The 24,164-nt window shown below is 51.0% G+C and carries 15 protein-coding genes and 1 pseudogene; 15 read left to right on the top strand and 1 reads right to left on the bottom strand.

Annotated features, from left to right (window positions below; all coding sequences use genetic code 11):
* Positions 1-244 precede the first annotated feature (244 nt).
* The 6 genes and pseudogenes from fdnG (at position 245) to BUF15_RS10245 (ending at position 7,345) form a co-directional block, all read left to right on the top strand.
* Positions 245-3,391, top strand: coding sequence for a formate dehydrogenase-N subunit alpha (fdnG, locus tag BUF15_RS10270; protein ID WP_084553840.1), 3,147 nt, complete (start codon positions 245-247; stop codon positions 3,389-3,391).
* Positions 3,392-3,401: 10 nt separating this feature from the next.
* Positions 3,402-4,169 carry a 4Fe-4S dicluster domain-containing protein gene (locus BUF15_RS10265; RefSeq protein WP_073613373.1) on the top strand — a complete coding sequence of 256 codons (768 nt, stop codon included), beginning with the start codon at positions 3,402-3,404 and terminating at the stop codon, positions 4,167-4,169.
* Between the two features lies 1 nt (position 4,170).
* A complete protein-coding gene (locus tag BUF15_RS10260) occupies positions 4,171-4,776 on the top strand; it encodes a formate dehydrogenase subunit gamma (RefSeq protein ID WP_073613372.1) in 606 nt (201 codons plus the stop codon).
* Positions 4,777-5,010: 234 nt separating this feature from the next.
* Positions 5,011-5,430, top strand: a pseudogene (locus tag BUF15_RS10255) (DsbA family protein); the annotation flags it as partial.
* The gene (locus tag BUF15_RS10250) at positions 5,427-6,497 is read left to right on the top strand and encodes a cytochrome-c peroxidase (RefSeq protein ID WP_073613370.1); all 1,071 of its coding nucleotides are present in this window, start codon (positions 5,427-5,429) and stop codon (positions 6,495-6,497) included. The pseudogene BUF15_RS10255 and the gene BUF15_RS10250, both read left to right, overlap by 4 nt.
* A 77-nt stretch (positions 6,498-6,574) precedes the next feature.
* The gene (locus BUF15_RS10245; protein WP_073613369.1) at positions 6,575-7,345 is read left to right on the top strand and encodes a formate dehydrogenase accessory protein FdhE; all 771 of its coding nucleotides are present in this window, start codon (positions 6,575-6,577) and stop codon (positions 7,343-7,345) included.
* A gap of 56 nt (positions 7,346-7,401) precedes the next feature.
* Here the strand turns inward: BUF15_RS10245 and BUF15_RS10240 are convergent, their stop codons facing one another.
* Positions 7,402-9,627 (bottom strand): hypothetical protein, encoded by a 2,226-nt coding sequence (locus BUF15_RS10240; RefSeq protein ID WP_073613368.1) that lies wholly within the window; start codon positions 9,625-9,627, stop codon positions 7,402-7,404.
* 595 nt (positions 9,628-10,222) lie between these two features.
* Between BUF15_RS10240 and BUF15_RS10235 the strand changes: the two genes are divergently transcribed.
* The 9 genes from BUF15_RS10235 to BUF15_RS10195 all read left to right on the top strand — a co-directional run bounded on the left by BUF15_RS10235 (position 10,223) and on the right by BUF15_RS10195 (position 24,096).
* Entirely contained in the window at positions 10,223-12,109 is a 1,887-nt protein-coding gene (locus BUF15_RS10235) for a hybrid sensor histidine kinase/response regulator (RefSeq protein ID WP_159441280.1), read from the top strand.
* 496 nt (positions 12,110-12,605) lie between these two features.
* Positions 12,606-15,554 (top strand): PAS domain-containing protein, encoded by a 2,949-nt coding sequence (locus tag BUF15_RS10230; protein ID WP_159441279.1) that lies wholly within the window; start codon positions 12,606-12,608, stop codon positions 15,552-15,554.
* Entirely contained in the window at positions 15,547-16,923 is a 1,377-nt protein-coding gene (locus tag BUF15_RS10225) for a sigma-54-dependent transcriptional regulator (RefSeq protein ID WP_073613365.1), read from the top strand. The genes BUF15_RS10230 and BUF15_RS10225 overlap by 8 nt, the downstream gene beginning before the upstream one ends.
* A gap of 391 nt (positions 16,924-17,314) precedes the next feature.
* Complete coding sequence (locus BUF15_RS10220) at positions 17,315-17,734, top strand: hypothetical protein (RefSeq protein WP_143170685.1); 420 nt, start codon at positions 17,315-17,317, stop codon at positions 17,732-17,734.
* Between the two features lie 5 nt (positions 17,735-17,739).
* Positions 17,740-19,236: a chemotaxis protein CheW gene (locus tag BUF15_RS10215; protein WP_073613363.1), complete on the top strand. Its 1,497-nt coding sequence runs from the start codon at positions 17,740-17,742 to the stop codon at positions 19,234-19,236.
* 52 nt (positions 19,237-19,288) lie between these two features.
* Positions 19,289-22,012, top strand: a complete 2,724-nt coding sequence (locus BUF15_RS10210) for a PAS domain-containing protein (RefSeq protein WP_073613362.1) — start codon at positions 19,289-19,291, stop codon at positions 22,010-22,012.
* A 33-nt stretch (positions 22,013-22,045) separates the two neighbouring features.
* The gene (locus tag BUF15_RS10205; protein ID WP_234981154.1) at positions 22,046-22,627 is read left to right on the top strand and encodes a GNAT family N-acetyltransferase; all 582 of its coding nucleotides are present in this window, start codon (positions 22,046-22,048) and stop codon (positions 22,625-22,627) included.
* Entirely contained in the window at positions 22,620-23,651 is a 1,032-nt protein-coding gene (locus BUF15_RS10200; protein ID WP_073613361.1) for a histone deacetylase family protein, read from the top strand. Before BUF15_RS10205 ends, BUF15_RS10200 begins: the two co-directional genes overlap by 8 nt.
* A 7-nt stretch (positions 23,652-23,658) precedes the next feature.
* Positions 23,659-24,096 carry a YkgJ family cysteine cluster protein gene (locus BUF15_RS10195; protein WP_073613360.1) on the top strand — a complete coding sequence of 146 codons (438 nt, stop codon included), beginning with the start codon at positions 23,659-23,661 and terminating at the stop codon, positions 24,094-24,096.
* Positions 24,097-24,164: the final 68 nt, after the last annotated feature.

The following is a 24,164-nucleotide window of genomic DNA, read 5'->3' as shown; positions in this document are numbered from 1 at the left end:
TCTGAGCTTGATAACGTGAGCTGTGCAAAAAGCGATTTCCGCATGTCGTGAGGATGGGATTGCCTCTCATCTCCTCACATCGGTGAGGATATCGCTTGCCTCTAGGTACGTATGTGTGTTGTGCCCTCATTAACGCGAATCAGCATGTTGCGTGAAGGGTGTGGCAGCAAATGGGGATATGATCAGGTTTGCGAGTGCCGACCTGATCAAAGTTCACGAATGCGGAAAACGAAAGGAGTCAAGAATGGGAGTATCAAGACGGGATTTTATTAAACTGTCGGGTGGTACTGTTCTGGTAGCCTCGCTTGGGGTAAATCTCGATCCGGCCAAGGCCTATGCCAAGGATTTGCGGATCAAGAATGCCAAGCAGACGACAACAGTCTGTCCCTACTGTTCGGTAGGGTGCGGAATACTTGTCCATGCCGAGAACGGAAAGATTATCAATACAGAGGGTGATCCTGATCATCCGATCAACGAGGGCGCACTCTGTGCCAAGGGAGCCTCGGTCTGGCAGCTGGCCAACAACGAGACCCGGGTCAAGAAGCCGATGTACCGCGAACCGGGCGGCACAGCCTGGAAAGAAGTTGAGTGGGACTGGGCGCTTGACCGCATAGCCAAGCTGGTCAAGGAGTCCCGCGACAAGAGTTTCAAGACTGTCAGCAAGCACAAAGTAAAAGAGAAGCTGGCCGACGGCACCGAGGTCGAAGTCGAGAAGGACCTGGTTGTCAACCGCACAGAGGGCATAGCCCATGTGGGCAGCGCCGCGCTGGACAACGAAGAGTGCTATATCCTCCAGAAACTTATACGGTCATGGGGTCTGGTGTACGTCGAACACCAGGCGCGTATCTGACACAGTGCAACTGTTGCGGCTCTGGCAGAGTCGTTCGGACGCGGTGCAATGACCAACCACTGGATTGACCTCAAGAACTCAGATGTAATTCTGGCCATGGGGGCGAATCCTGCTTCAAATCATCCCATTTCCATGAAGTGGATCATGCGGGCCAGGGAAAAAGGGGCCAAGCTGATCTGCGTTGACCCACGCTTCTCGCAGACCGCTGCCAAGGCGGACCTGTATGCCCCGATTCGTTCGGGTACCGATATCGCCTTTTTGGGCGGCATGATCAGTTATATCCTGACGAATGATCTCTATTTCAAAGAGTATATAGTCAACTACACCAACGCCGCCTTCCTGGTCAATCCTGATTTCAAAGGCCCATCCGATCTGGATGGTCTATTTTCGGGTTACGATGCGGACAAACGGAAATACGACAAAACCACCTGGACCTTCCAGATGGACGAGACCGGCGTGCCGATCAAGGACCTGAGCCTCTCCAACCCGAACTGCGTATTCCAGCTCCTGAAAAAGCAGTACGCCCGTTATACCCCGGAAAAGGTTTCAGGCATTACTGGTACCCCGCTGGATAAGCTGCTTGAGGTTTACAAACTGTACGCATCCACCGGCACACCCGACCGGGCCGGCACCGAGTGCTATGCCATGGGTTGGACCCAGCATACTGTCGGTACCCAGAACGTGCGGGCCATGAGCATGATCCAGTTGCTGCTGGGCAACGTCGGTATCGCCGGCGGCGGCATCAACGCTCTGCGCGGTGAGTCCAACGTACAGGGTTCCACCGATTACGGCATCCTGTTCCACATTCTGCCGGGCTACAATCCGACACCCAACGCCTCTCTGGTCGATCTGGCAACCTATATCGAGAAGACCTCGCCGAAGACCAATGAGCCCAAAAGCGTCAACTGGTGGGCCCATCGCGGAAAATATATTACCAGTTACCTGAAGGCGATTTACGGCGAAGCGGCCACAAAGGACAATGATTTCGGTTACTCGTGGATGCCGAAGATCGATGTGGGCATGAACGCCTCCTGGCTGATGCTGTTTGACAAGATGTTCCAGGGACAGTTCGACGGCTTTTTCGCCTGGGGGCAGAACCCCGCCTGTTCCGGCGCCAACGCCAACAAGACCAGGACCGCCCTTGGCAAGCTCAAGTGGCTGGTCAACGTCAACCTCTTCGACAACGAGACAGCCTCTTTCTGGCGCGGACCGGGCGTGAATGCCAAGGACATCCAGACCGAGGTCTTCATGCTGCCCTGCTGTTCTTCCATGGAGAAGGAAGGCAGCATCACCAACTCCGGACGTTGGGGGCAGTGGCGTTACAAGGCCATCGAGCCTCTTGGAGAGTCGCGGCCCGACGCCGAGATTATAAACGACCTCTTCTTCAAGGTCCGTGAGCTGTATATGAAGGAAGGCGGAGCCTATCCCGATCCGGTGGTGAATCTCAGCTGGGAATATGGCGAAAAGGACAGCTCCGGCAAGATCAAACACCTCGATCCCCATGCCATCGCCAAGGAGATCAACGGCTACTATCTGGAGGATGTCTACGACACCAAGGTCGATCCGCCCAAGCTCATCGGCAAGAAAGGCGATCTGGTGCCGAGCTTTGTCTTCCTCCAGATGGACGGCACGACCTCGAGCGGCAACTGGCTCTACTGCAACTCCTATATCATGAAGGATGGCAAGCCGGTGAACATGATGGCCCGGCGCGGCAAGGAAGACCCGACCGGTCTCGGTCTCTTCTCAAACTGGACCTGGTCCTGGCCGGTCAACCGCCGGATCATCTACAACAGGGCCTCGGTCGATCCGCAGGGCCAGCCGTGGGATCCGAAGCGTCCGCTGATGAACTGGAACGCCACCAAGCTCGATGCCAAATCCGGCAAACCCGGAGTCTGGGAAGGTGATGTCGTTGACGGCGGCGGCGGTCCGGCCGGAACCGAGAAGGGCAAGCTGCCCTTTATCATGAAGCCGGACGGCGTCGCGTCAATCTTCGGGCCGGGGCTGGCCGAAGGACCATTCCCCGAGCATTACGAGGCACTCGAGTGTCCGCTTGAGACCAACTCCATGTCCAAACAGCGCATCAACCCGACGATCAAGATCTTTAATGATCAGGCTGATGCGTTTTACTCCTGCGATCTGCGGTTCCCCTATGTAGGCACAACCTACAGGGTTTCCGAACACTGGCAGACCGGCGTCATGACCCGTCACTGCTCATGGCTTCTGGAGATGCAGCCGCAGAACTTTGTGGAGATGAGCGTTGAGCTGGGCAAGGAACTTGGTATTGCCAATGGCGAAACGGTCATCGTCTCCTCCGGCCGCGGTGAGGTCAAGGCTGTGGCCCTGGTATCCGAGCGTTTCAAGCCCTTCAAGGTGGAAAACACCACGGTGCACCAGGTCGGACTGCCCTGGCATTACGGCTGGCAGTTCCCCGAGGACGGCAGCGGCTATGACAGCGTCAACCTGCTGACCCCGAACGTAGGCGACGCGAACACAATGATTCCCGAGTCGAAGGCCTTTATGGTCAACGTCCGGAAGGCGTAGGGGGTGAACCATGGCCAATGAAAATAACAGCCGCAAGGCTATACTCGTCACTCCGGAGCTCTGCATAGGCTGTAGAGCCTGCCAGGTTGCCTGCAAGTCCTGGAACCAGCTTCCGGCGATTACCACGAAAAACAACGGTTCCTACCAGAACCCGCCGGATCTGGCCGGTACCGCCTTCAATATCATCCGCTTCAACGAGGTGCCGTCAAAGGATAACCCCGTACGCTGGCTCTTTGTCAGCCGGCGGTGCATGCACTGCGACGATGCAGGCTGCATGAACATTTGTCCGACACCGGGCGCTATTTTCAGAACACCGGAAGGTGCGGTGGCCACCAACAGCGACAAGTGCATCGGCTGCAAGCTCTGTGTGCAGGCCTGTCCGTTTGATGTGCCGCGTTACGATGAGCAGGGGAAAATGTCCAAGTGCCATCTGTGCTTTGACAGGATTGCAAATGATATGCAGCCCTCGTGCATCAAGACCTGTCCAACCGGTGCCCTGAAATTTGGTGATAGAGCAGAGCTGGTTACCGCTGCCAAAAGCGAGGGGTACAGTACACTCTATGGCGAGAAGGATCTGGGAGGGCTGGGCTCGGTATATGCTTTCAAGGAGGAGCCGAACCTTTATGGAATGCTCGAAAACCCACGCATCCCGAGCAGCGTGGTGTTCTGGCACACCTACCTGAAGCCGCTCTCGTATATCGGTCTTGGTGGCGTGGTCGCCGCTGCGGCAATTCACTATCTGGCCGTTGGCCCCCACAAGGACGACAAGGAGGTGTGATATGGCTGAGATGATACGTAAATCAAGTGTTGACGAAGTGGTAAATCACTGGGTTCTGGCGGGAAGCTGTCTCCTGCTGATGATCACCGGTTTTGCTTTTCTCTTTCATCTGGAACCGGTAGGTTCCATGTTTGGTGGCTTTAACACCATGAAGGATGTGCATAACTGGGGTGGGGTGGTATTTTCTCTGTCACTGCTCTACTCCATGAAGCACTATCTTGCGGATGCCTTTGAGTATGATGCCGATGACCTGCAATGGTTCAAAGTAGCAGGCGGGTATTTGTCGCATAAGGTTACGGTTCCGCCGATGGGCAAATACAATCCGGGGCAGAAGCTCTATTATCTTGCTATCGTGGCTTGCGGCCTGGGCATTTCCATCTCAGGTTTTGGTATTTGGCTGATGAAGGATGACAGTACCATTATGCTGTTGTCGCATCTGGTGCATAATATTGCCTTCTGCGTCTTTGCTATTGCTGTTCCGGTGCATATATATCTTTCTACCCTGGCCAATCCTGGAACCTTCCAGATCATGGTCAACGGCAAGCTGCCCCTTGCCCTGGCGAGAAAGAGGTATCCAAAGTGGATCAAAGCGGTAGGAAAGATGTAACCGCACACCACTTCACACTCTTATGAGGAGAAAGGGGATACTGCGGTATCCCCTTTTTTATCTACTATGATAACACGACTGTTGAGTTGTTTCTTTGTCTTGATGCTGGTGGTTTCGGCTCAAGCGGAGCAGATTCGGACGGAAGTTCCCATCGACAATTCGCCCTCTTTGGGGCCGGCGGATGCCCCTGTTACCATCATTGAGTTTATCGATTTTCAGTGACCGCACTGCGTTGCGGCCGGTCCGGTCGTGAAACAGCTACTCGAGACCTATCCGGGTAAAATCCGGCTGGTAATCAAAAATTATCCCTATAAATATCGCGATTTCGCAAGAATCGCAGCAGAGGCCTCCCTTGCTGCCGGCGATCAGGGCAAGTATTGGGAAATGCATGATATACTGATTGCCCGTTCACCAAAGCTTGATCGAGACAGCCTCATCGCCTATGCAAACGAGCTTGGTCTGGACGTTACCAAATTCACCGAATCCATCGATAACAATCACCATAAGGCGGACATAGACGGCGATATTAAATTGGCTGAATCCATGGACCTCTACAATACGCCGACCTTTTATATCAATGGGCTGCAGGTGATCGGCGAACGACCCTTCGAGTTTTTCAAGAAAATTATCGACGAGGAACTGAGGCCAAAATGAGAAAGGGAGCGATGCGTTTTATCCGGCTGGCGACTATTTGTTCGATGCTAATGCCGATTTGCGGTGTGGCAGGTGAGCTGGAGCCGTTTTTCGGAATTGAGGCAGATGCGAAAAACCCGCAGCTATCTGCAAAAATCGAACTTGGCAGAAAGTTGTTCTTTGATCGGAGACTTTCGGGCGACGGTACCATGAGCTGTTCCACCTGCCATGATCCCAATCAGGGATTCAGTGACGGTCTGGCTATTTCGCTCAGTTATCCGACAACCCGCAATTGGCGCAATTCCCCCACCCTCTATAATGTTGGCTTGCAAAAGCTGCTTTTTCATGACGGCCGGGTTGCAACACTTGAAGAACAGGCACTTTTTCCAATGATGTCCGCCTTTGAAATGAACCAGAATCTGGACTTTCTGGAAGAGGAGATCCGTGCCGTCCCCGAGTATGTTGCCGACTTCAAGACTGTCTTCGGCGATGATGACACTTCGCGTGAGCGGATCGCCATGGCGATTGCCGCCTTTGAGCGGACCATTGTTTCCGGCAATGCGCCGCTCGACCGGTTTTTAACTGGTGAGAAAAATGCGCTTTCTCCAGAGGCGCAAAAAGGGTATGAGCTGTTTATCGGCAAGGGTAACTGCATCGAATGCCATAATGGTGTCAATCTTAGCGATGGTGGGTTCCATGTTCTGCAGGTGCCGGAAAATGTTGAGCAGGAAAGAGATCCGAGAGTCGCGGCTACCCGACGTTTTGTAGCAAAGCTCAATCATTATGAAGACTTTCGCAATCTTGAAGAAGATCCGGGCAGATACCTGATCACCAAAAACAAAGCCGACTGGAAGGCATTCAAGACCCCTACATTGAGGGAGATCGCAGCCACTGGCCCGTATATGCATAACGGCACTTTCGCCACCCTTGCCGAGGTGATTGAGTTTATTAATGCTGGCGGCGGCAATGATACGAGTGAACTTGAGCCTCTTCAGCTTACTGCGGATGAAAAAGAGCAGTTGAGACTCTTCCTGGAAGAAGGGTTGACCGGTGTACAGCAGAAATTTATTTATCCAAAAATCTATTGACTCGCGCGTTCACGGGATGTGCTGGTCAGGCTTTCGCCATATGGAGCCGTGTAAAATCGACACTATCAAGGAGCATTATGACTATTGATGTACAGAAACTTATAGAGGAACGACCGCATCTCAAAGACCCGCTGCAGTTGTACGCCAGATGGCAGCATTTTCAGGAATCAGTGGCTGAGTATCTGCCAAAAGAGCGATCAGCGTTGTCTGCCGAAGAGTCAAAGGCATATCCACGGGCGAACGCGAGTGATATTTTTCAATTGTTTGTCAAAATTTTCGAGTTGCCTGCTGAAGAATTCGTTCCTCTTCAGAAGGCACTGGAGAATGGGGATGTGGATTTCATGCGGTTACCTCTCGGCGATGTTCCGGAAATTCCCTCATTGGCATGCTCTGATGATGAACTGGCCAGAGTGCTGTTTCTTTTTGCCAGGCCCTTTTTCCAGAATTTGAGGACGAGTTACCCCTTGGATGGCGGGCAATGGGAGAATGGACGCTGTCCGCTCTGCTCGGCCCAGGCTGCACTGGCTTCCATTGTCGAGGGACCAAAACGGCATCTCCACTGCTCTTTCTGCTCCACTTTCGGTACATACCGGTTCACCGGTTGCCCGAACTGCGGAAACACTGACTCTACTCAGCTGACCACGATTGAATCGGAAGATGAGCCCGGTTGCCGGGTCATTACCTGCGATGGCTGTCACACCTACGTCAAAGTGATCGAGCATCCAATGTTGAAGAAAATGGGTATTGATCTGGCCGACATGGCGAGTCTGCCGCTTGATATTGTGGCCCAGGATAAAGGCTTTACCCGCACGGTACCTAATCCCATCAGCCTGATAAAAATGGCGTAGTTATCTTTCTTTACACAGCGCGCCATGCTTTTTCGCATGGCGCGCTGATGAGAGCATTACTTCTTTGCCGGTGGTGCTGGTGGCTGAGCTGGCTGCTCAATCGTTTTTTCTGCAGTTGATTGCTGCTGCAGCATAGAAATTCCTTTTATAATATAGCCTTTTTGCCAGGCGAAACCTACCGCGATGAAGAGTAGAAGAAGAAAGAGCCAGGACTTCCATCGGGGCTTCTTTTCGGCAAACGGATCGATTAATGATCGTTCGGAGCCTTTTGGCAGTTCGGCAAGCCGGGTGAGGGTGGCGCCGAAGGGGATGTTGATTCCCGCCTTGGTGTTCACTGCCCAACCGTTGGCATCGAGCATCGGTCCGAGGTTTCTCTGCCGTAGTTTCAGATAGGCGATGAGCATGGATGGCCCTGAGATGGCCAGTATCACCCCACCGATGGCCAGCGGCATCTGCCATATGGGGAGGGAGAGAAAGACTCCGAAGATTGAGGCGATGGCCGTGCCGATAGCGCCTATCGCAAGGCCGATTGCGGCAAAGATACCGGCAAATTTGGCCACATCAAAGGGAGCGGCCGGTGCTGCTTTCGGATCTTTTGCCTTGGCTCCCATATCGGTGATACCGGCTCCGGCCTGGCTATCCACGGCCTTGTCTTTGGCGGCGGCGAATTTCTCGATCTGCTCGCCGATCATACGGGTAATCCGTTTATAGGGGGACCAGAAAGCCTGTCTCACACTGATCGGATGGTCGACGATCTTGATGATGGTTGCATCCCAGTCATTACCCTGACAGTCATAAAACACGCCGTTCCGCCCGACCATCAGGTTATCGGAGTCACCGCCGGTAAAGGCGGCGGCGATGACCATCTTCTCGGCACTGTTCCGACGCTGGCAGTTCAGATAGGCCAGGTAGGTCCGGCCGAGGTTGGCCATGGCGCTGTGAGTGGTTGCATCCTGAACCTTGATACACAGTTCGCAGGCCCTGCCATCGATATAGAGGGTTCCCGCCTGGAAGACCGCTTTGTCACGTTTACTGTAGAAATCGGAAAACGAGACAAAATTGCGCAGTAGCCGGTAGAGGTCGCGGTTGAAGTGGACCAGCTGGACCACCTTGGCCATATCGGCAATTTGCTCGGCCGGAGCGAGATCTTCCTCTATCAGCTCTTTCAGTGCCTGACGGCCGGGACCTGCCAGAATTTCCTGCACTCGTTCGATACCTAAAGCGTCAACTTCGACACCCGCTTTGCTGCTCTGCCAGGACTCGTAAGGGGCAAAGGTTGTCTTTATTTTCTGCCATTGTTCTTTTTCGAGAGCGTCTATCGTACCGAAAAGTGGTTCAATCACCAATGCGCTCAGGGTGGCGATGTCTGCAGCCCAGGCCGGGTTGAGTCCATCCCGGAGCGGTAACGGCTGTGATGCCCTGATATGGGCAAGAGGAAAGCTCTCGATCTCTGAGGTCGCTTGGGTGAGGTCCCCGGCAGCAAGAGTCTCGTACGTTGAGAGTGACGGGTTCATCGGGGTGGCGGCGCCGGGATCAAAGGCGGCAAGCCCAGCACGGAGGAAATAATCGTCAATCTTGCTGCGAATTCGGGTAAAGACCGTTGCAGCTAGCTGGGTATTATCGCCAAAAGGTAGATTCTCTGCGTTACCAGTGCCTTCCACCCACCAGGCAGCATAGGCGCTGGCGGCAGAAAAAAAAGTCTCGATCCGTTCAAGAGATATGCCGGGTGTGTTGCTTCGGTCGGGCTCGCTGCCCACTGAGGACATTATTTCCTCAATCAGCTGACGTGTTGCGTCATCTGCGGCGGTGTCGGGGCTAATGATGCCGTCGCCGTTGAAGCGGGCAGCAATCAGCAGGCTATCACACTGAGCAACATCGTCTATGGAGATGCTGTCACCATCGCCTTTGCCGAGCATTGTAAGGAGCTTTCTGGCGGAGGCAAGCAAATGGCGCCCTTCATCATGCTGGTCATTGATGGCAGCAAGGGGCAGGGAATCCGTGCCGGCCATAAAGCTGCCCAGGTTGGCAAGTATGGTACTGATCCAGTTGACCGCGGCCAGAATTTCCTGGACCCGGACCCGGCCGTCACCGTCGCTGTCCAACATCGCAAGGGTCTTCGTATCGAACTCCAAACCATTCACCGGGCAGCTCAGTGCCGCCCAGAGCTTCTGGTCGAGTGTTCCCAGATTTCGTATATCTTCTTCTCTTTCAAGGCGGACCTGATCAAACCCACCCAGACGATGGAACCGCCATCGATGTGCAGTACCGGATGTTTTTTCCATGCACTAAATCTCCCATTGAGTATGAAACACCAGTCAGGCAAGATGAGTAGACGACTACCGATTGGCAGTTGCATAATAAAATCCTGCCAATAGTCATTCTTAAAATAACATTTGATATTGATTTTACGACAAAAAAGTATGCGGCGCGTCGTGTGGTCAGACGAAATTCCTCATTTTGTTCAGTCGGTGAGACGATTGTAATGGGGAAAGAAATATGGAGTGTATTGTCATTTCAGGCAGTCTGGGATTTTGGAGGGCTAAGGTCTGTTGCTGGTTGGAAAATGTCTGTTGTCCTCTTGCAGATTCTCTATAAACGAGTTCTGGCAGGGTGATTACCTCAGTGCTTGTGTCATACGACGGAATGCGGAGTTTCTCCTTGAAAAAACACGAGCGATCCTCCAAAATGAAGAGATTAAACATTAGGAAATGACGGCGATATTCTCATCATTGCTTAATGATCTGGAGGATTGCTGCCAAAGGGACTTATCATATGGTACAGCGACCGGGTTTTGGTGTGGTCTTATTGTTATTTTGCTTTGCAACCTTCTTCTGGCTATCCATATCAGTGTCAGGGGGAGTTTTGTGGACGGTTTTGTTGTCTCATCTTACGCCCGTTTTGGTAGCGTGGAGCGAGTTTTTTGGGGGGCTTGTCGATCGTGAGCTGTCGATCCACAGTGGTTTCGGCGCCATGGCAGTGCCGGTGGGGTCTTGTCTGTTCGTTTTTTTTTCCATAAGGGAAATGTTGCGGGCTGATACCGGCCCGGAAATATCTGCACCACTCTGTATTGAGAGCGGGGGGGAGGGTGCGGGTCAGAATGGACTGTCGTATTCCGTGGGCAGCGATAAAAATGATGGTGACCCAAAACGGCAAGAGGGGGTGAGCCAAAGAGAGGCAGAACTTGAGAAAAAGGTAGCGGAACTGGAGGCGCAGCTTGAAGAGCGTAAACAGGTGGAGATTGCACTGCGTGACAGTGAGTGGAAGTTCAGAACGCTCGTTGAAAACCTCAATATTGGTGTTTTCCGTAATACTGTCGAAGGGGGGCGCATTGTCCAGACCAACACAGCTATGGCCAAAATATTTGGCTATGACTCAGTGCAGGATTTCTATGGGATATCCGTAACCGAGCTCTATCTGGATATGGTGGACCGCCAGAAGTTTCTTGAGGAAATGCGGACCAATGGGTTTGTGAAGGACCGGCTTATCGCCATGCGCAAAAAAGATGGTACTCCTATCTGGTGTTCAGTGACGGCCGTGGCCCATTACGACAGTGAGGGCCGGATGGAGTGCAGCGACGGTGTTCTGGAGGATGTGACTGAGCGGAAACGGTTGGAAGAGCAATTGCGCCATTCACAGAAAATGGAAGCAATTGGGACGCTTACTGGCGGTATAGCTCACGATTTCAATAATATGCTCACCGCTATCCTGGGCTATGCCAACCTGCTCAAGCTGAAAGTTGTAGAAGATCCGATCCTGAATAACTACGTGGAGCAGATTCTGACCTCTTCGGAAAAAGCCGCTCATCTCACTAAAAGCCTGCTCGCTTTTTCCAGAAAACAGATCATCAATCCCCGACCAGTCAATCTCAACGAGGTAGTTAGCGGGGTAGAAAAACTGCTGATGCGGGTAATTGGTGAAGATATCGAGTTTAAGACCATCCTTGCCGATCGTGATTTGGTGGTAATGGCCGACAGTGGCCAGATGGAACAAATCCTTCTCAATCTGGCAACCAACGCTCGCGATGCTATGGATGATGGCGGTAGGCTGATTATAGAAACGAGCTTGGCCGGGGTGATCCCCCAGCGCGGTGGCCTTCCGAATACGCTCGAGCCCGGTAACTATGCTGTTATTTCTGTTTCCGATACGGGTGGTGGCATGGATGAGGCTATGTGCCAACGCATTTTTGAACCGTTCTATACCACCAAGGAGATGGGGCGCGGCACAGGGCTCGGCCTGTCAATTGTCTATGGTATTATCCGCCAGCATCGTGGAGACATCCAGGTCTACAGCGAACCTGGTGCTGGTACGACCTTCAAGATATACTTGCCGATCGCCGAACAATCGGCAGGAATATCTGATGAGGCAATGGTAGAAACACCGCTTGTTGGAGGAAATGAAACTATTCTCGTGGCTGAGGATAACGATGACGTCCGTAACCTGATGTGCTCGATGCTTCAACAGTTTGGTTATACTGTGATCGAGGCGGTTGATGGTGAGGACGCGGTCGAGAAGTTCAGCCGGCATATCGATGAGGTAGATCTGTTGCTGCTTGATGTGGTTATGCCCCGGATGAACGGCAAAGAGTGTCTGGATAAAATACGCGCGATGAACGACAGGGTGCCGGTGATATTCTCAAGCGGTTATACTGCGGATATTATCCATGCCAAAGGTATCCACGAGGAGGGTGCGGGTTTCATCCAGAAACCGGTTCAGCCCCAGGCTATGTTGTCGCTTATTCGTGAAATCCTGCAGGATGCGGGATAGCCTATATCGAGCAGCAAAACAACGTTTTCCTTCCAATAAATCGTATTTCTTCGGCAGCATAAGCAACCTTGCGGCTGCCTATTTTTTCCATGATATCGAGTACGTTCTCTCTTATGGAGGACATGTATTTTCTTTGCTGACCATCAGGGCTTTATGGGGGAGGTTGGCAATGGTGTCACTTTTTGTGATTCTGAGAGAAAATTTGCCTTTTCTAACTCGATTGGGATATCCTGAAAGATCATGTGGGCACGTGTGAAAAGCCAAAAGAAAATCCCACAGAGTAGTATGAATTTGTCAGCCGAGGTAGTATGTTCATGAGATCGAGGTCACATAGTTGCGTCCATTAATTTCCAGGAGAGCGCTGTGTAGATACTCAAGAAAATAATCGGATCTATAGTAGTTGGCAATTATGTTGAACGTTTCCCAAGCGGGTGCAGTGGTAGTTTCTCCAGATCACACTCGAAACCCCGCAGCCCATACTTGTCGAAGTGGCATTGTGCTACTGACAGCCGCAGGAAAAGTGTTTTGGTGCGATAAGCCCGCCGCAGATATCTTCGGTCGTGATGTGACTGGTTGTGTATGGGCTGAGCTGCTTGAGAAAATGATGATTGCCTCGCAGGAGGCAGAAATCGGCAGATGCCTCCCAAAAAATATCAGTGACGTCCTCCACCCACTTACTGCAAAGATACTATTATCTGGCAGATCTCTTCATCCTATGGATGTGGATATTTCGCTTGCTCCCATACCGGAAGAAAACGGTACGGTCAAGCAGGTAGTCCTGACACTTACTCCCGCCACATCGATGAGAGGCCTGGCCGTTTCCTCCCCCAATACTCCTGTTGGAAGAGAATTGGGCCGGTCCGATGCACATCGGAGCATTCTTTATGAGGGTATTCTTCGGATCACTGGCACAGGTGTGCTGAGCATTGATCGTGGGGGCTTTGTTATTTACCTCAACCGAGAGGCTGGTGAACTGCTGACGATCAGCCCGGATATTGAATTGCCCCGAAAATTGATGAACCTGTTGCCTGAGGACGTGGGACAGAAATGGCTGGAGGCGATAAGGTTTGTTTTTCATTACAGATGTGACAACAGTTTTATCGAGAGTTGGGGGGCACGGCACTTCCAGATTGATCTGGGGCCGGTATTCGGCCCGGATGGAAGCGTCGAAAGTGTTGTTGCAGCGGTCCGGGATGTAACGGGGCAGTGGCTATCGGAGATTCGGTATCGGGAACTATTCCGGCAAACGGAGCGCGGTGTACTGATCTGTGAGTCCCATGACGATGGTCTCACCTTCACAATCAAGGATTTGAACAGTGCAGCACAAAAAATCTGTGACACTACCAGGGAAAAAGGCGTGGGGCAGAGCGTTTTTGAGATTATGCCTGGTATTGAAAATTCCGGATTGCCTGAAGCAATGGGTCGGGTCTACAAAACAACGTCAGAAGAGCATATGCCGTCCTTTTTTGAGGGCGTTTCCGGCGGGCGAATGTGGCTGGATTTTTCGATCTTTACTCTGCCTAACAGGGAACTGGTTGTTACCTTCGAAGATATAACGGTCAAATACAAAACTGAGCAGATTCTTCGACGAAGCAAAGAAGAATGGGAAAAGACATTTGATGCCTTGAGCGATATTGTCACTATCCAGGATCGGCATATGCGGATAATCCGCGCCAACCGGGCGGCTCGAACGATGTTTGACCTGTCTTTCAACGATCTGATCGGGAACAGATGCTACGAGGTTTTTCAGGGCTATTCCCAGCCATGCGAGGGATGCCCGGTTCTCAATACCTGTGAGGATTGCAGCACACATAGTGGTCTCATCTATAATGAAAAACTCTCCAAGACGTTTGATGTTCATTCCTCACCGATATTTGATGAGCAGGGCCAACTCAAATGGCTGGTGCAGATAGCCCGGGATGTTACGCAGACCCTCCAGCAGGAAGCAGAACGCCGCCTGTTGTCGGCTGCTATTGAGCAGGCGTCGGAAAGTGTTGTCATAACTGACCTTGACGGTATGCAGCAGTACGTGAACCCCGCCTTTTGTGAAACAACGGGTTATACCCGGGAGGAGGCTATAGGGCAGACCGCCGGGATTTTGCAGAGCGGGGTCCATGACAGGGAGTTCTATTCCAAAATGTGGAATACCCTATTGGCTGGCAAGGTATGGCGCGGTCGTTTAACAAATCGGAAAAAAAATGGCATCCTTTTTAAGGAGGACGCGACAATATCCCCTGTTGTTGACGGTTCTGGAAAAATCACCAATTACATCGCCTTAAAGCGAGATATAACCAGGGAAGATTCTCTCGAAAAACAGCTCCAGCATGCGATGAAAATGGAGGCCATTGGTACTCTTGCTGGAGGTATTGCACATGATTTCAATAATATACTTTCAGCTGTTATCGGTTATGGGTATATCGCGAAGGGGAAACTGGAGAAAGACAACCCGGTTCAGGAAGATCTTGATCAGATACTGTTGGGTGGCGACCGGGCGACTGATCTGGTCAAGCAGATATTGACCTTTGCCCGTCAGGAAACCCAGGACCGGTTTCGTCCTCTTTTGCTGCAGTATATTGTCAAGGAAGTCCTGAAGCTGATGAGATCCTCCCTCCCTGCAACCATCAGGCTCAATCATTTTATTGATGGTTCCTGCGGGCCGATTATGGCTGACAGCAGTCAGGTGCACCAACTGCTGATGAACCTTTTAACCAACGCTAAACAGTCTATCGGTGCGGAGCACGGAGAGATTACAATCCGCTTGACACAGCATCAAAAAATAGTGGATGGGCTCGTTGGGATGACTGGGGCGTATCTGCATCTTTCTGTTGAGGATACCGGTTGCGGTATGGAGCCCAAACAGCTGGAACGAATTTTCGATCCGTTTTTTACTACACGTGCCAAGGAGCATGGGACCGGCCTGGGGCTCTCTGTCGTACATGGTATAGTAAAAAAACATAACGGCGAGATTGATGTTACAAGCACGCCGGGGAAGGGGACAGTATTTGATGTCTATTTCAATGTGGCTAAATCCGATCCTGCAGATATTCAGGAAATTCATGGGCCCGAGAGCCGCGGCAGTGAAAGGATCATGTTGATTGATGATGAGGAAGTGGTTGGTAAAGTGCATGAGCGGATGCTCAGTAAACTCGGTTACCGTGTAACGTTGTTCAATAGTAGTCTGGAGGCCGTCAAAACTTTTCGCGATAACCCCAAGTGCTGTGACCTGGTAGTTACGGATATGACCATGCCGAATATGACAGGAGCAGAACTCGCCCGTGAGATGCTGTCGTTACGGCCGGATCTGCCAATTATTGTTGTGACTGGCTACAGTGAAGCCATGGATACGGAAAAGGCTGCCCGGATAGGTATTCGTCATTTGTTAATGAAGCCTGTTGATAGGGTGGATTTTTCCTTAAGGGTTAAGGAGGCACTACGAGGTGGCTGACATTCTTATAGTCGATGACGACAAGTTCCTCGCTGATATGCTGGCCGGTCAGATGGTTGCTTCAAACCATACGGCTACGTGTGTACATACTTTGCAGGATGGCCTGGCAGAGGTGAGGGGTGGCTCATTTGATGTCGTTCTTCTGGATGTGCAGCTTCCTGACGGTAACGGCCTCGATGAGGTCGGTTACTTCAAGCATGCACGCTCAGAACCTGAGATTATTATTATCACGGGTCAGGGAGAAGCCGATGGCGCGGAGAAAGCGATTGTCAGCGGTGCCTGGTGTTATATAGAAAAGCCTCATGTGATAAGGGAGTTATCTCTTCATTTGACCCGGGCTCTGCAATACCGGCAGGAGAAACGCAAGGTGTTTGAGGTGCCGGTAGCGTTGAAGCGGAAAAACATCATAGGCAGCAGCCGTGCCATCAGCGAATGCCTGGATCAGGTGGCCAGGGCAGCATCATCTGATGTGAGCGTGCTGGTGAACGGTGCCACCGGTACGGGCAAGGAGTTGTTTGCCAAGGCTATTCATGAAAACAGTGCGCGGGCCGATAAAAATTTTGTGGTTGTCGACTGTGCCGCCTTACCCGAGTCACTCATCGAGAGCACTCTGTTTGGTCATGTGAAAGGCGCGTTCACCAATGCCGACCGTGATCAGGATGGTCTTGTCAAACACGCCGACGGGGGAACGCTTTTTCTCGATGAGGTAGGTGAGTTGCCGCTTGCTATGCAGAAAACATTTCTCAGATTACTGCAGGAGCACGAGTACCGGCCGATAGGCTCTTCGCGTCAGTTGTATAGTAACTTTCGGCTGGTGGCGGCTACGAATCGCGATCTTTCGCAGTGGGTGCGTGAAGGGAGGTTTCGGGAAGATCTGCTATTTCGGCTGCAGGCTTTTACTATCAAGCTTCCCTCACTTCTGGAGCGGCGAGAAGACATTCGTGAGCTTGTTCTCTATTATATAAGCCGGTTGTGTGATAGGTATGGGGTTGAAAATAAAGGGGTTGCTGCAGATTTTATTGAGGCACTCTCCTTATACGACTGGCCGGGAAACGTACGTGAACTGTTTCAGATAATCGAACAGGTTTTTCTCAATCCTTTTCTCGGGCCAACCTGTTTTGCCGTTCATCTTCCGGACAAATTCCGAGTTCTCCAGGCGCGAGCCGGCGTATCGGTGAAAAAGCCTCCCCATAGTGTGGCTGAGGCTATTCCATCCTGGCGTCAATATAAAGAAACATGCGAGAAGGAGTACCTTGTAAAGCTCAAGGAGTACTCGCATGGTAATATCTCGCAATCATGCAGAACCGCAGGTTTATCCCGGACACGTTATTATCAGTTGCTGCAGAAGCATGGCCTGAGTGTCGACTGAGCCAGCAATATCCTGATGAAAATGACTCGACGTTAGCCAGGAGAATTCCGGGCGAGTTTCCATTGCGTTATGTGGAAATTTTGCTGCAATCTGTCCTTAGTGCTCCTCTATTTCGTTTTACTCACTTTTCCCGTTTTTCCAGACGCTATCTCCTTCTGCATAACTGTCAACTTTTGTGGACATGTCCACAAAGGTTAACAATTTTTGTGGTACTCATTTGAGAGGTCTCAGTGGGATATTTCGCTGTGGCCATATGAAATACAGTGCTTTCTTGTTGAACTGACGCTGCTTTCCATTCTGGCATATTTTCTGCTTATTCTCTATTCCAAGACCCTGTTGTTCAAAATGTTATTCACGTTTGTGTGCAATCATTAACTATATAATCATTTTTATGAACGCATTTTTCTACTCACTCCATGAGGCTCTATGCCGGAACGACTGCAAGTATTTCACCTGTCCACAGCGTTGTCTGTCGGCGCTCAGAAATATTGAGTTGTTAAAGGATATGGTAGTTCTTCATGGCAGTATGTATTCGCTTCTGCCTATCAACTTTCGACCGCAGAGCGGTGATCTGATGATTCTCTTTGCCGCCAACTGGCATGAACTCGAGCAGATGATCGCTATGCAGGATATTTTCGATTCGTTCCGAGTTGTTTTGATTCTCGGAGGTGACGAGTATCTCAGTGATTCCAGGTATCATCAGCTCAGACCAAGGTTTACGTCTTCAATGGACATGAACTTTATTGAGCTTGAATCGGTAGTTAACAAAATGATGCTGGTGTCCCCGGATGCCAACACGCAACAGAGGTAAAACCCATGTCACAGGAACAACTCTTCGCTTCATTCATGCTTGACGTGGATTTGGGTTTGGAAATAGCCCTTCTTGCTGGAAATGTAGTGGAAGCAACACCCGTGCAGGGTGTCATCAGACCATTGCCGGGCAGTGTGCCGTTTGTTGAAGGTATCATGCAGTTGCGTGATAAATTTGTGCCTATCGTCAATCTGAAGAAACGGTTTGGTCTTGGCCAGACCGGTTACAGTGGCGAGCCAAAGATTGCTGTCGTACAGCTCTACGATCAGTTGCTCGGACTGATGGTAGACGATATTCGGGAGGTCTTCCGGGCTGAGCCAGAGGCTATCAGCCCTGTCAACCCGATTCTGCAAGGGGGTGACAAAGTCATATCTGCGATAATTCAGCTCGAAAAAGGAAAACGAACAGCAGAATTGCTCGATCTTAAAAACCTTTTCAGTAAAGGGATGGATGATCTTGAGCAGAGCGGGGTCGCTGACCAGACAGCTTTGCCGCGCAAAGAGATCACCTGGTCAAGGTTCGTTGTTTTTCGCTGCTGTGGGCAGGAGTATGGGGTGCCGGTGAAGTACGCGCAGGAAATTACCTTTCTGACAGATATTGATGAAATGTTCCGCAGTGGTCTTCTTGAAGGAGCACTCAATCTTCGTGGAAGAACTGTGCCGGTGATGAATGCAGCCCATCTGCTGGCACCAGACAAGGAGGCTGAAGCCCAAAATCTGGAGGATTGCCGGATACTGGTGATGGCGTCCGAGGAATGCTGTTTTGGTTTGATTGTTGAGGATGTTAGGGAAATTCTCTCCGTCGATAACGATGAAATTCTTGCTATGCCCCAAGGGCAGGAAAGTAATCTGACGGGCATTTATCAGCGACCATCGGGGAGTGATGTACTGTTGCTGGATATGCCAAGTCTCGTGTGTGCCCAGATAGACGATCTGAAGTCGATGTCGCGCCTGAAGAATGGCACTGAGGTCGGGGCAACCCAATTGCGGCAACCTTCCGCCACAACCCACCATCTCATTACGGAAAATTGTTATCTGATCTTCAATGTCGACAAGCATTTCGCTATTGAATTGAAAGACGTTCGGGAGATCATCGAAAATAGGAGATTGTTGAATATCCCTGGCAATGGCGGTTTCCGATCAGGCGTTATCAATCTGCGCGGGGAGATTGTGCCGGTGATCAACCTGAGAAAATTCTATAATTTTTCCGATGCCACTAACGGGCGTGATCAGGGCTCACGACTGATCATTTGCCGTGAGCACGACCGTACCGTGGCGTTGGAAGTCGACTCTATTGTCACAATCTACAAACAGGAGAAATACTACTCGACACCCTCATTGCATCCGAAAATGGCTCCTCGTGCGGATACGCTAGATCGCCTTATCGAATTTGAGGGAAGTGACTCGACAATCGAGCATGTATTGGTGGTCAATATTTACAATCTGATCCGCAATCATATGGGAATTGCGGATGATCACGAAACGAATTCCAAAAAACAGTAGCAGTTTTATTCTTTATTTAAAAAAAACAACTGGTTAAAACGCGAGGGAAAAGATGGAAAAAAATGGTTCAAATACTACCGATACGATAATGGGTAATTCATGTCTTAACCTGCTGATGGAGCCGAGTTTCATCGTTGATGACAGCCGCGTTATTTCCTGGGCAAACGCAGCATTTCTCAATACTTTTGGGCTTACTGAGGAGTCGACTGTCGGTCGGATGACCTGTGAGGAGGCTTGTCCTACCAATCTCTGCGGTACGAAAGACTGTCCGGTGGATAAGTCCGGTCGGATGAACAAGGCGGTTGAGACGGAGGTGGTATATAAAGACAGGAATGGTGCGATAAAATATCTCTCCTCAAAAGCCAAGCCGGTCAATGGAAAAGGAAGCGGGACTTTCGTTACCATGAGCGATATAACCGCGGTGAAAAAGACAGAGGCACATCTTCGGCAGCTCTCAAAAGATCTGGAGGTAATTCCAACCCCGATTCTGGAAATAGACACGACCTTTACCATTACCTTTATCAATGCAGCCGGTGCGGCAGTGGCGGGACTCTCGTCTGAAGAGCTCCTTGGCAAGAAGTGTTATGATATTTTCAGGACGCCTCATTGTCGCACGGAGAAGTGTGCCTGCGGGCGGGCGATGAAAACCGACTCGGTCGTTACGGAGCAGACCATTGCCAGGCCACGTGAAGGGCTGATCATTCCGATTAAATATACAGGTGCCCCCATTAAGGATGGCAAAGGCAACATCATGGGGGCGGTTGAATATGTCCTTGACATGAGCCAGGAAGTCCAGCAGAAGCAGGCTGCCGACGAAAAGATTGAAAATCTCAATACTATCCCGACGCCTATCATGGCAGTCGATACGGATTTCAACATCACGTTCATGAACCCGGCAGGGGCCGCTGTGGTTGGATCAACTCCGGATGAGGTGATGGGGAGAAAGTGTTATGACCTCTTTAAAACCCCCCATTGCCGTACGGAAAAATGTGCCTGTGGCCGGGCCATGAAAACCGATTCAGTGGTGACGGAACAGACAATTGCCCGCCCTGCCGATGGGGTGATTATCCCGATCAAATACACTGGAGCACCTATCAAGGATGCCAAGGGAAATATCAAGGGCGCGCTGGAATATGTTCTCGATATGACCGAAGAGCTCAAGCAGAAGCAAGCAGCTGATGAGAAGATTGAAAACCTCAATACCATCCCGACGCCGATCATGGCCGTGGATACCGAGTTCAACGTAACCTTCATGAACCCGGCTGGGGCTGCTGTAGTGGGTTCTACTCCGGATGAGGTAAAGGGCAGAAAGTGCTATGATCTTTTTAAAACTCCGCATTGCCGTACGGAAAAATGTGCGGTAGGCAGGGCAATGCGTACTGATTCGGTAGTGACCGAACAGACAATAGCCCGCCCGGCTGAAGGTGTGGTCATCCCGATCAAATATACCGGCGCCCCGATCAAGGACGCTAAAGGAAATATCAAGGGCGCTCTTGAGTATGTCCTTGATATGACAGAGGAGATAAAGCAAAAACAGGCCGCGGATGAGAAAATTGAGAATCTCAACACTATTCCGACACCCATCATGGCCATTGACACCGACCATACCATAACTTTCATGAATCCGGCCGGTGCCGCCGTTCTGGGTTCCACCCCTGATGAGGTGGTCGGCAGGAAATGCTACGACCTGTTTAAAACCGAACACTGCCGGACGGCAAATTGTGCCTGCACCCAGGCAATGCGTACCGATTCGGTGGTTACTGAACGCACGGTGGCGAACTTGAGTGGTGGCAAAGCTATCCCGATCAAATATACCGGCTCACCCATCAAGGATGCCAAGGGCAATATCAAGGGAGCGCTTGAATACATTATTGACGAAACCGCTGAAAAGGAGGTCGAGAATCTGATCTCCAAAGCGGTGAATGAGGTTGACGACCTGGTGTCTGTATCCAAGCGGCAGATGGACGAGGCTAATGGTCAGGTAGAGGCGATGAACCGGCTTATTGACGAGGAGGTGCGGCGTCTCGATGGTTCCATGAAAACAATAAGAAACATGGTGGATAGTTCAGGTGAGATGTTGACCCTTTCCACAGAATCGAGCCGGCTTGCGGCCAACCTGGCTCGAGAGGCGGAAACAGGCAAATCGGCAGGGAAAGATGCTGAGCAGAAACTTGTCGACATAAATGCCACCATGAAAAAGAATAACGAGATGGTGACCGAGCTGGTGAGTCAGCTCGAGAAGATTTCAGGTTTTGTTGATATTATCAAAGAAATAGCCTCCCAGACGAATCTGCTCGCCTTTAATGCGGCTATCGAGGCTGCCCGTGCCGGTGATGCGGGGCGCGGCTTTGCTGTGGTTGCTGATGAGGTTCGAAAACTTGCGGAGAACAGCTCGAGGTCTGCCATTGACATCTCCAACATCGTCAAGAATGTTGAACGGGAATCACGTCAGACCATTAATGCCATGCAGGATGGAATGAACAAGCTGAATGAAGGCGGGCGGGTTATCAACACCGCTCTGGAGGCGATGGAGACCATCTCAAAAGGGATCGTCTCCATCTCGGGCTCGGTTGAAAATCTGAGCAGCAAGGCGGACGGGTTGAGCCGAAGTGGTCGTGAGGTGATGGAAGAAATTGAAAGCATCGCTGTCTCGTCAAAAGAGAACCAGAAGTCGACGAAAGCCGTAGATACATCCCTTAGCAGCACAGTTCAGGCTCTTGACAGACTGGTGCAGTCAACGAGGAGCTTGCAGGAAACGGTCAGTAGTCTCTCATAATAAAAGAAGCATCATACGCCGCGTTCGCGGCGTATGATCATTAGAATATCCATGACAATTTTCGGTAATACCATAAAGACTCCAAGACTCGTTCTGCGCAAAGTGGATGAGGAGGATATTCCTCTTCTTGTCGACTGGAGCAACAGTGAGGTCGCTCACGGTGAGTATCTTACACCGGATCGCATAAGTGTGGAGCAATGCCGTAAGGAACATCTTGCTGGCATGCACTGGAATGAGCAGAAAAGAGCCTTTATAATCGAAGTAAAAAACGGGCTGCCGATCGGAACTATCCACTACTGGATTCGTCCGGAGCAGCACCACTGCGGGGTTATGGCTCTGAAAATCGCCGAGCAGCAATATCGCTCTAATGGATACGGCACCGAGGCTCAGAAATATATCATCATTCACCTTATGCAGCGGGTAAAGCTGGCGGCAGTAGAGATGTACACCGACATCGACAATATTTCCCAGCAGCGCTGTCTGCACAAGTTGGGTTTCGAGCTGGTAAAATCCCTTCAGTATGCAGATGGCGGGGTAAAACGTACCGGACATCTCTACCGGCTTGACGCTGAGCATTTCCGCAATACACCCATGTATCATTTTCATTATGAATAACCGCCTTGGCTTACTGTTTGATGAGCGCTACCTGCGCCATAAGACGGTAAAACGATCATTGGAGAATCCGGAACGGATCCGCTCGCTGAACGAGACCGTACAGCACCGGTATGATGGCAGGTTTGCTGTATTCACCCCTCGCGAGGCATCAAGGGAGGAGGTGGAAGCTGTGCATTCGCGCTTTTATCTTGATCAAATCCGTGAGCATGCGGCTAACCCAGATCCTTACTCGTATGATCCCGATACGTACCTGATGGAGGAATCGCTCTACATCGCCGGGCTGGCTGCGGGTGGCTGTCTTACCCTTGCCGATGAGATCCTGAGTGGCAATATCGACTGTGGTTACGCTCTGGTACGCCCTCCCGGGCACCATGCTGAAGCGGGTCGGGGGATGGGGTTTTGTGTCATGAACAATGTTGGCATAACGGCCAACTATCTGCGTTCAAAATACCAGTTACATCGCATATTGGTTCTCGATTTCGATGTGCATCATGGTAATGGAACCCAGGACATTTTTTATGAGACTGATGAGGTGCTGTTTGTTTCGCTCCATCAGCGAGACCTTTTTCCCTCAACAGGCAAAACACGAGAGACCGGACGCGACGCGGGTAGCGGATATACCTTTAATATTGAGGTGCATCCTCAATTTGGCGATTCGGAATATATCTATCTGGTCGGCCGTTTGCTGCAAGGGATTGTCGAGCAGTACATGCCGCAGATAATTCTGGTATCAGCGGGTTATGACGGTCATCGGGACGATCCGATTAGCGCGACATCCCTGACGACTGGTTGGTATGGGACTGTTGCGACGATGCTGCAGCAGTATGCGGCAGAGGTGTGCGATGGTCGCTTGCTGTTTGTTCTTGAAGGCGGTTATAATCCGGAAGCATTGCAGGATGGGGTGTTGGCCACTCTTGATAGCCTGCTTGCACCACGCATCTCAAGGGTTGGTGTTCCCTACTCTGAGCGGGCAGATGTCGTGTTGAGAGACCACCCACTAAAAAATCGCTGGAATATATTGTGAGAATATCATGACAAGCACCAGGCTTGAGCAGGGAATACTCAACACAATCTTTCATGAGTGCAGACAGTGCGGTACTTGCTGCCGGAAATACCGTAAAATCGCATTACGTGAAGAAGAGGTGCCATTTATCGAAAAAATGGGTGGGCATGTTGGGGTGGATTTGAATATGAAGGCAATCTTCGAGAAAGGTCTTGAGGAGGCGAGCCGTGAGGCAAGAGCAAGCGGCAAAATGTATATGATTCACCCGGATGATAAGGGGTGTGTTTTTCTTATGCGACTCAATGGGCAGTACCGTTGCAAAATCTATAATTATAGACCTAAGACATGCCGGGGATTTCGTTGCAATATGGCGGATGACAGCTTTCTTTCCCTCTTTGGTTCCGACGCTACTTCCTTGCTGGGTCAGGATTCGTTTGGACAGCCTGTAGACCGGAAGTCACGATAGGCGCGTTAATCTTGAACCTGTGGCATGCAATTGTTGTTATTGACATGCTGGAGTGTTGGCTCTTTTCT

Origin of the sequence: Desulfopila aestuarii DSM 18488, assembly GCF_900143695.1 — a bacterium.
Taxonomy (GTDB): domain Bacteria; phylum Desulfobacterota; class Desulfobulbia; order Desulfobulbales; family Desulfocapsaceae; genus Desulfopila; species Desulfopila aestuarii.
The sequence above is the reverse complement of the archived record's forward strand: the minus strand, read 5'-3'. Positions and strand labels throughout refer to the sequence as shown.

Excerpts from the sequence above, each read along its gene's own strand:
- BUF15_RS10195 (WP_073613360.1), top strand. The coding sequence starts at position 23,659 with ATGACAAGCACCAGGCTTGAGCAGGGAATACTCAACACAATCTTTCAT.
- BUF15_RS10240 (WP_073613368.1), bottom strand. The coding sequence starts at position 9,627 with ATGGAAAAAACATCCGGTACTGCACATCGATGGCGGTTCCATCGTCTG.
- BUF15_RS10200 (WP_073613361.1), top strand. The coding sequence starts at position 22,620 with ATGAATAACCGCCTTGGCTTACTGTTTGATGAGCGCTACCTGCGCCAT.
- BUF15_RS10265 (WP_073613373.1), top strand. The coding sequence starts at position 3,402 with ATGGCCAATGAAAATAACAGCCGCAAGGCTATACTCGTCACTCCGGAG.
- BUF15_RS10250 (WP_073613370.1), top strand. The coding sequence starts at position 5,427 with ATGAGAAAGGGAGCGATGCGTTTTATCCGGCTGGCGACTATTTGTTCG.
- BUF15_RS10215 (WP_073613363.1), top strand. The coding sequence starts at position 17,740 with ATGTCACAGGAACAACTCTTCGCTTCATTCATGCTTGACGTGGATTTG.
- BUF15_RS10245 (WP_073613369.1), top strand. The coding sequence starts at position 6,575 with ATGACTATTGATGTACAGAAACTTATAGAGGAACGACCGCATCTCAAA.
- BUF15_RS10210 (WP_073613362.1), top strand. The coding sequence starts at position 19,289 with ATGGAAAAAAATGGTTCAAATACTACCGATACGATAATGGGTAATTCA.
- BUF15_RS10260 (WP_073613372.1), top strand. The coding sequence starts at position 4,171 with ATGGCTGAGATGATACGTAAATCAAGTGTTGACGAAGTGGTAAATCAC.
- BUF15_RS10220 (WP_143170685.1), top strand. The coding sequence starts at position 17,315 with ATGAACGCATTTTTCTACTCACTCCATGAGGCTCTATGCCGGAACGAC.
- BUF15_RS10205 (WP_234981154.1), top strand. The coding sequence starts at position 22,046 with ATGATCATTAGAATATCCATGACAATTTTCGGTAATACCATAAAGACT.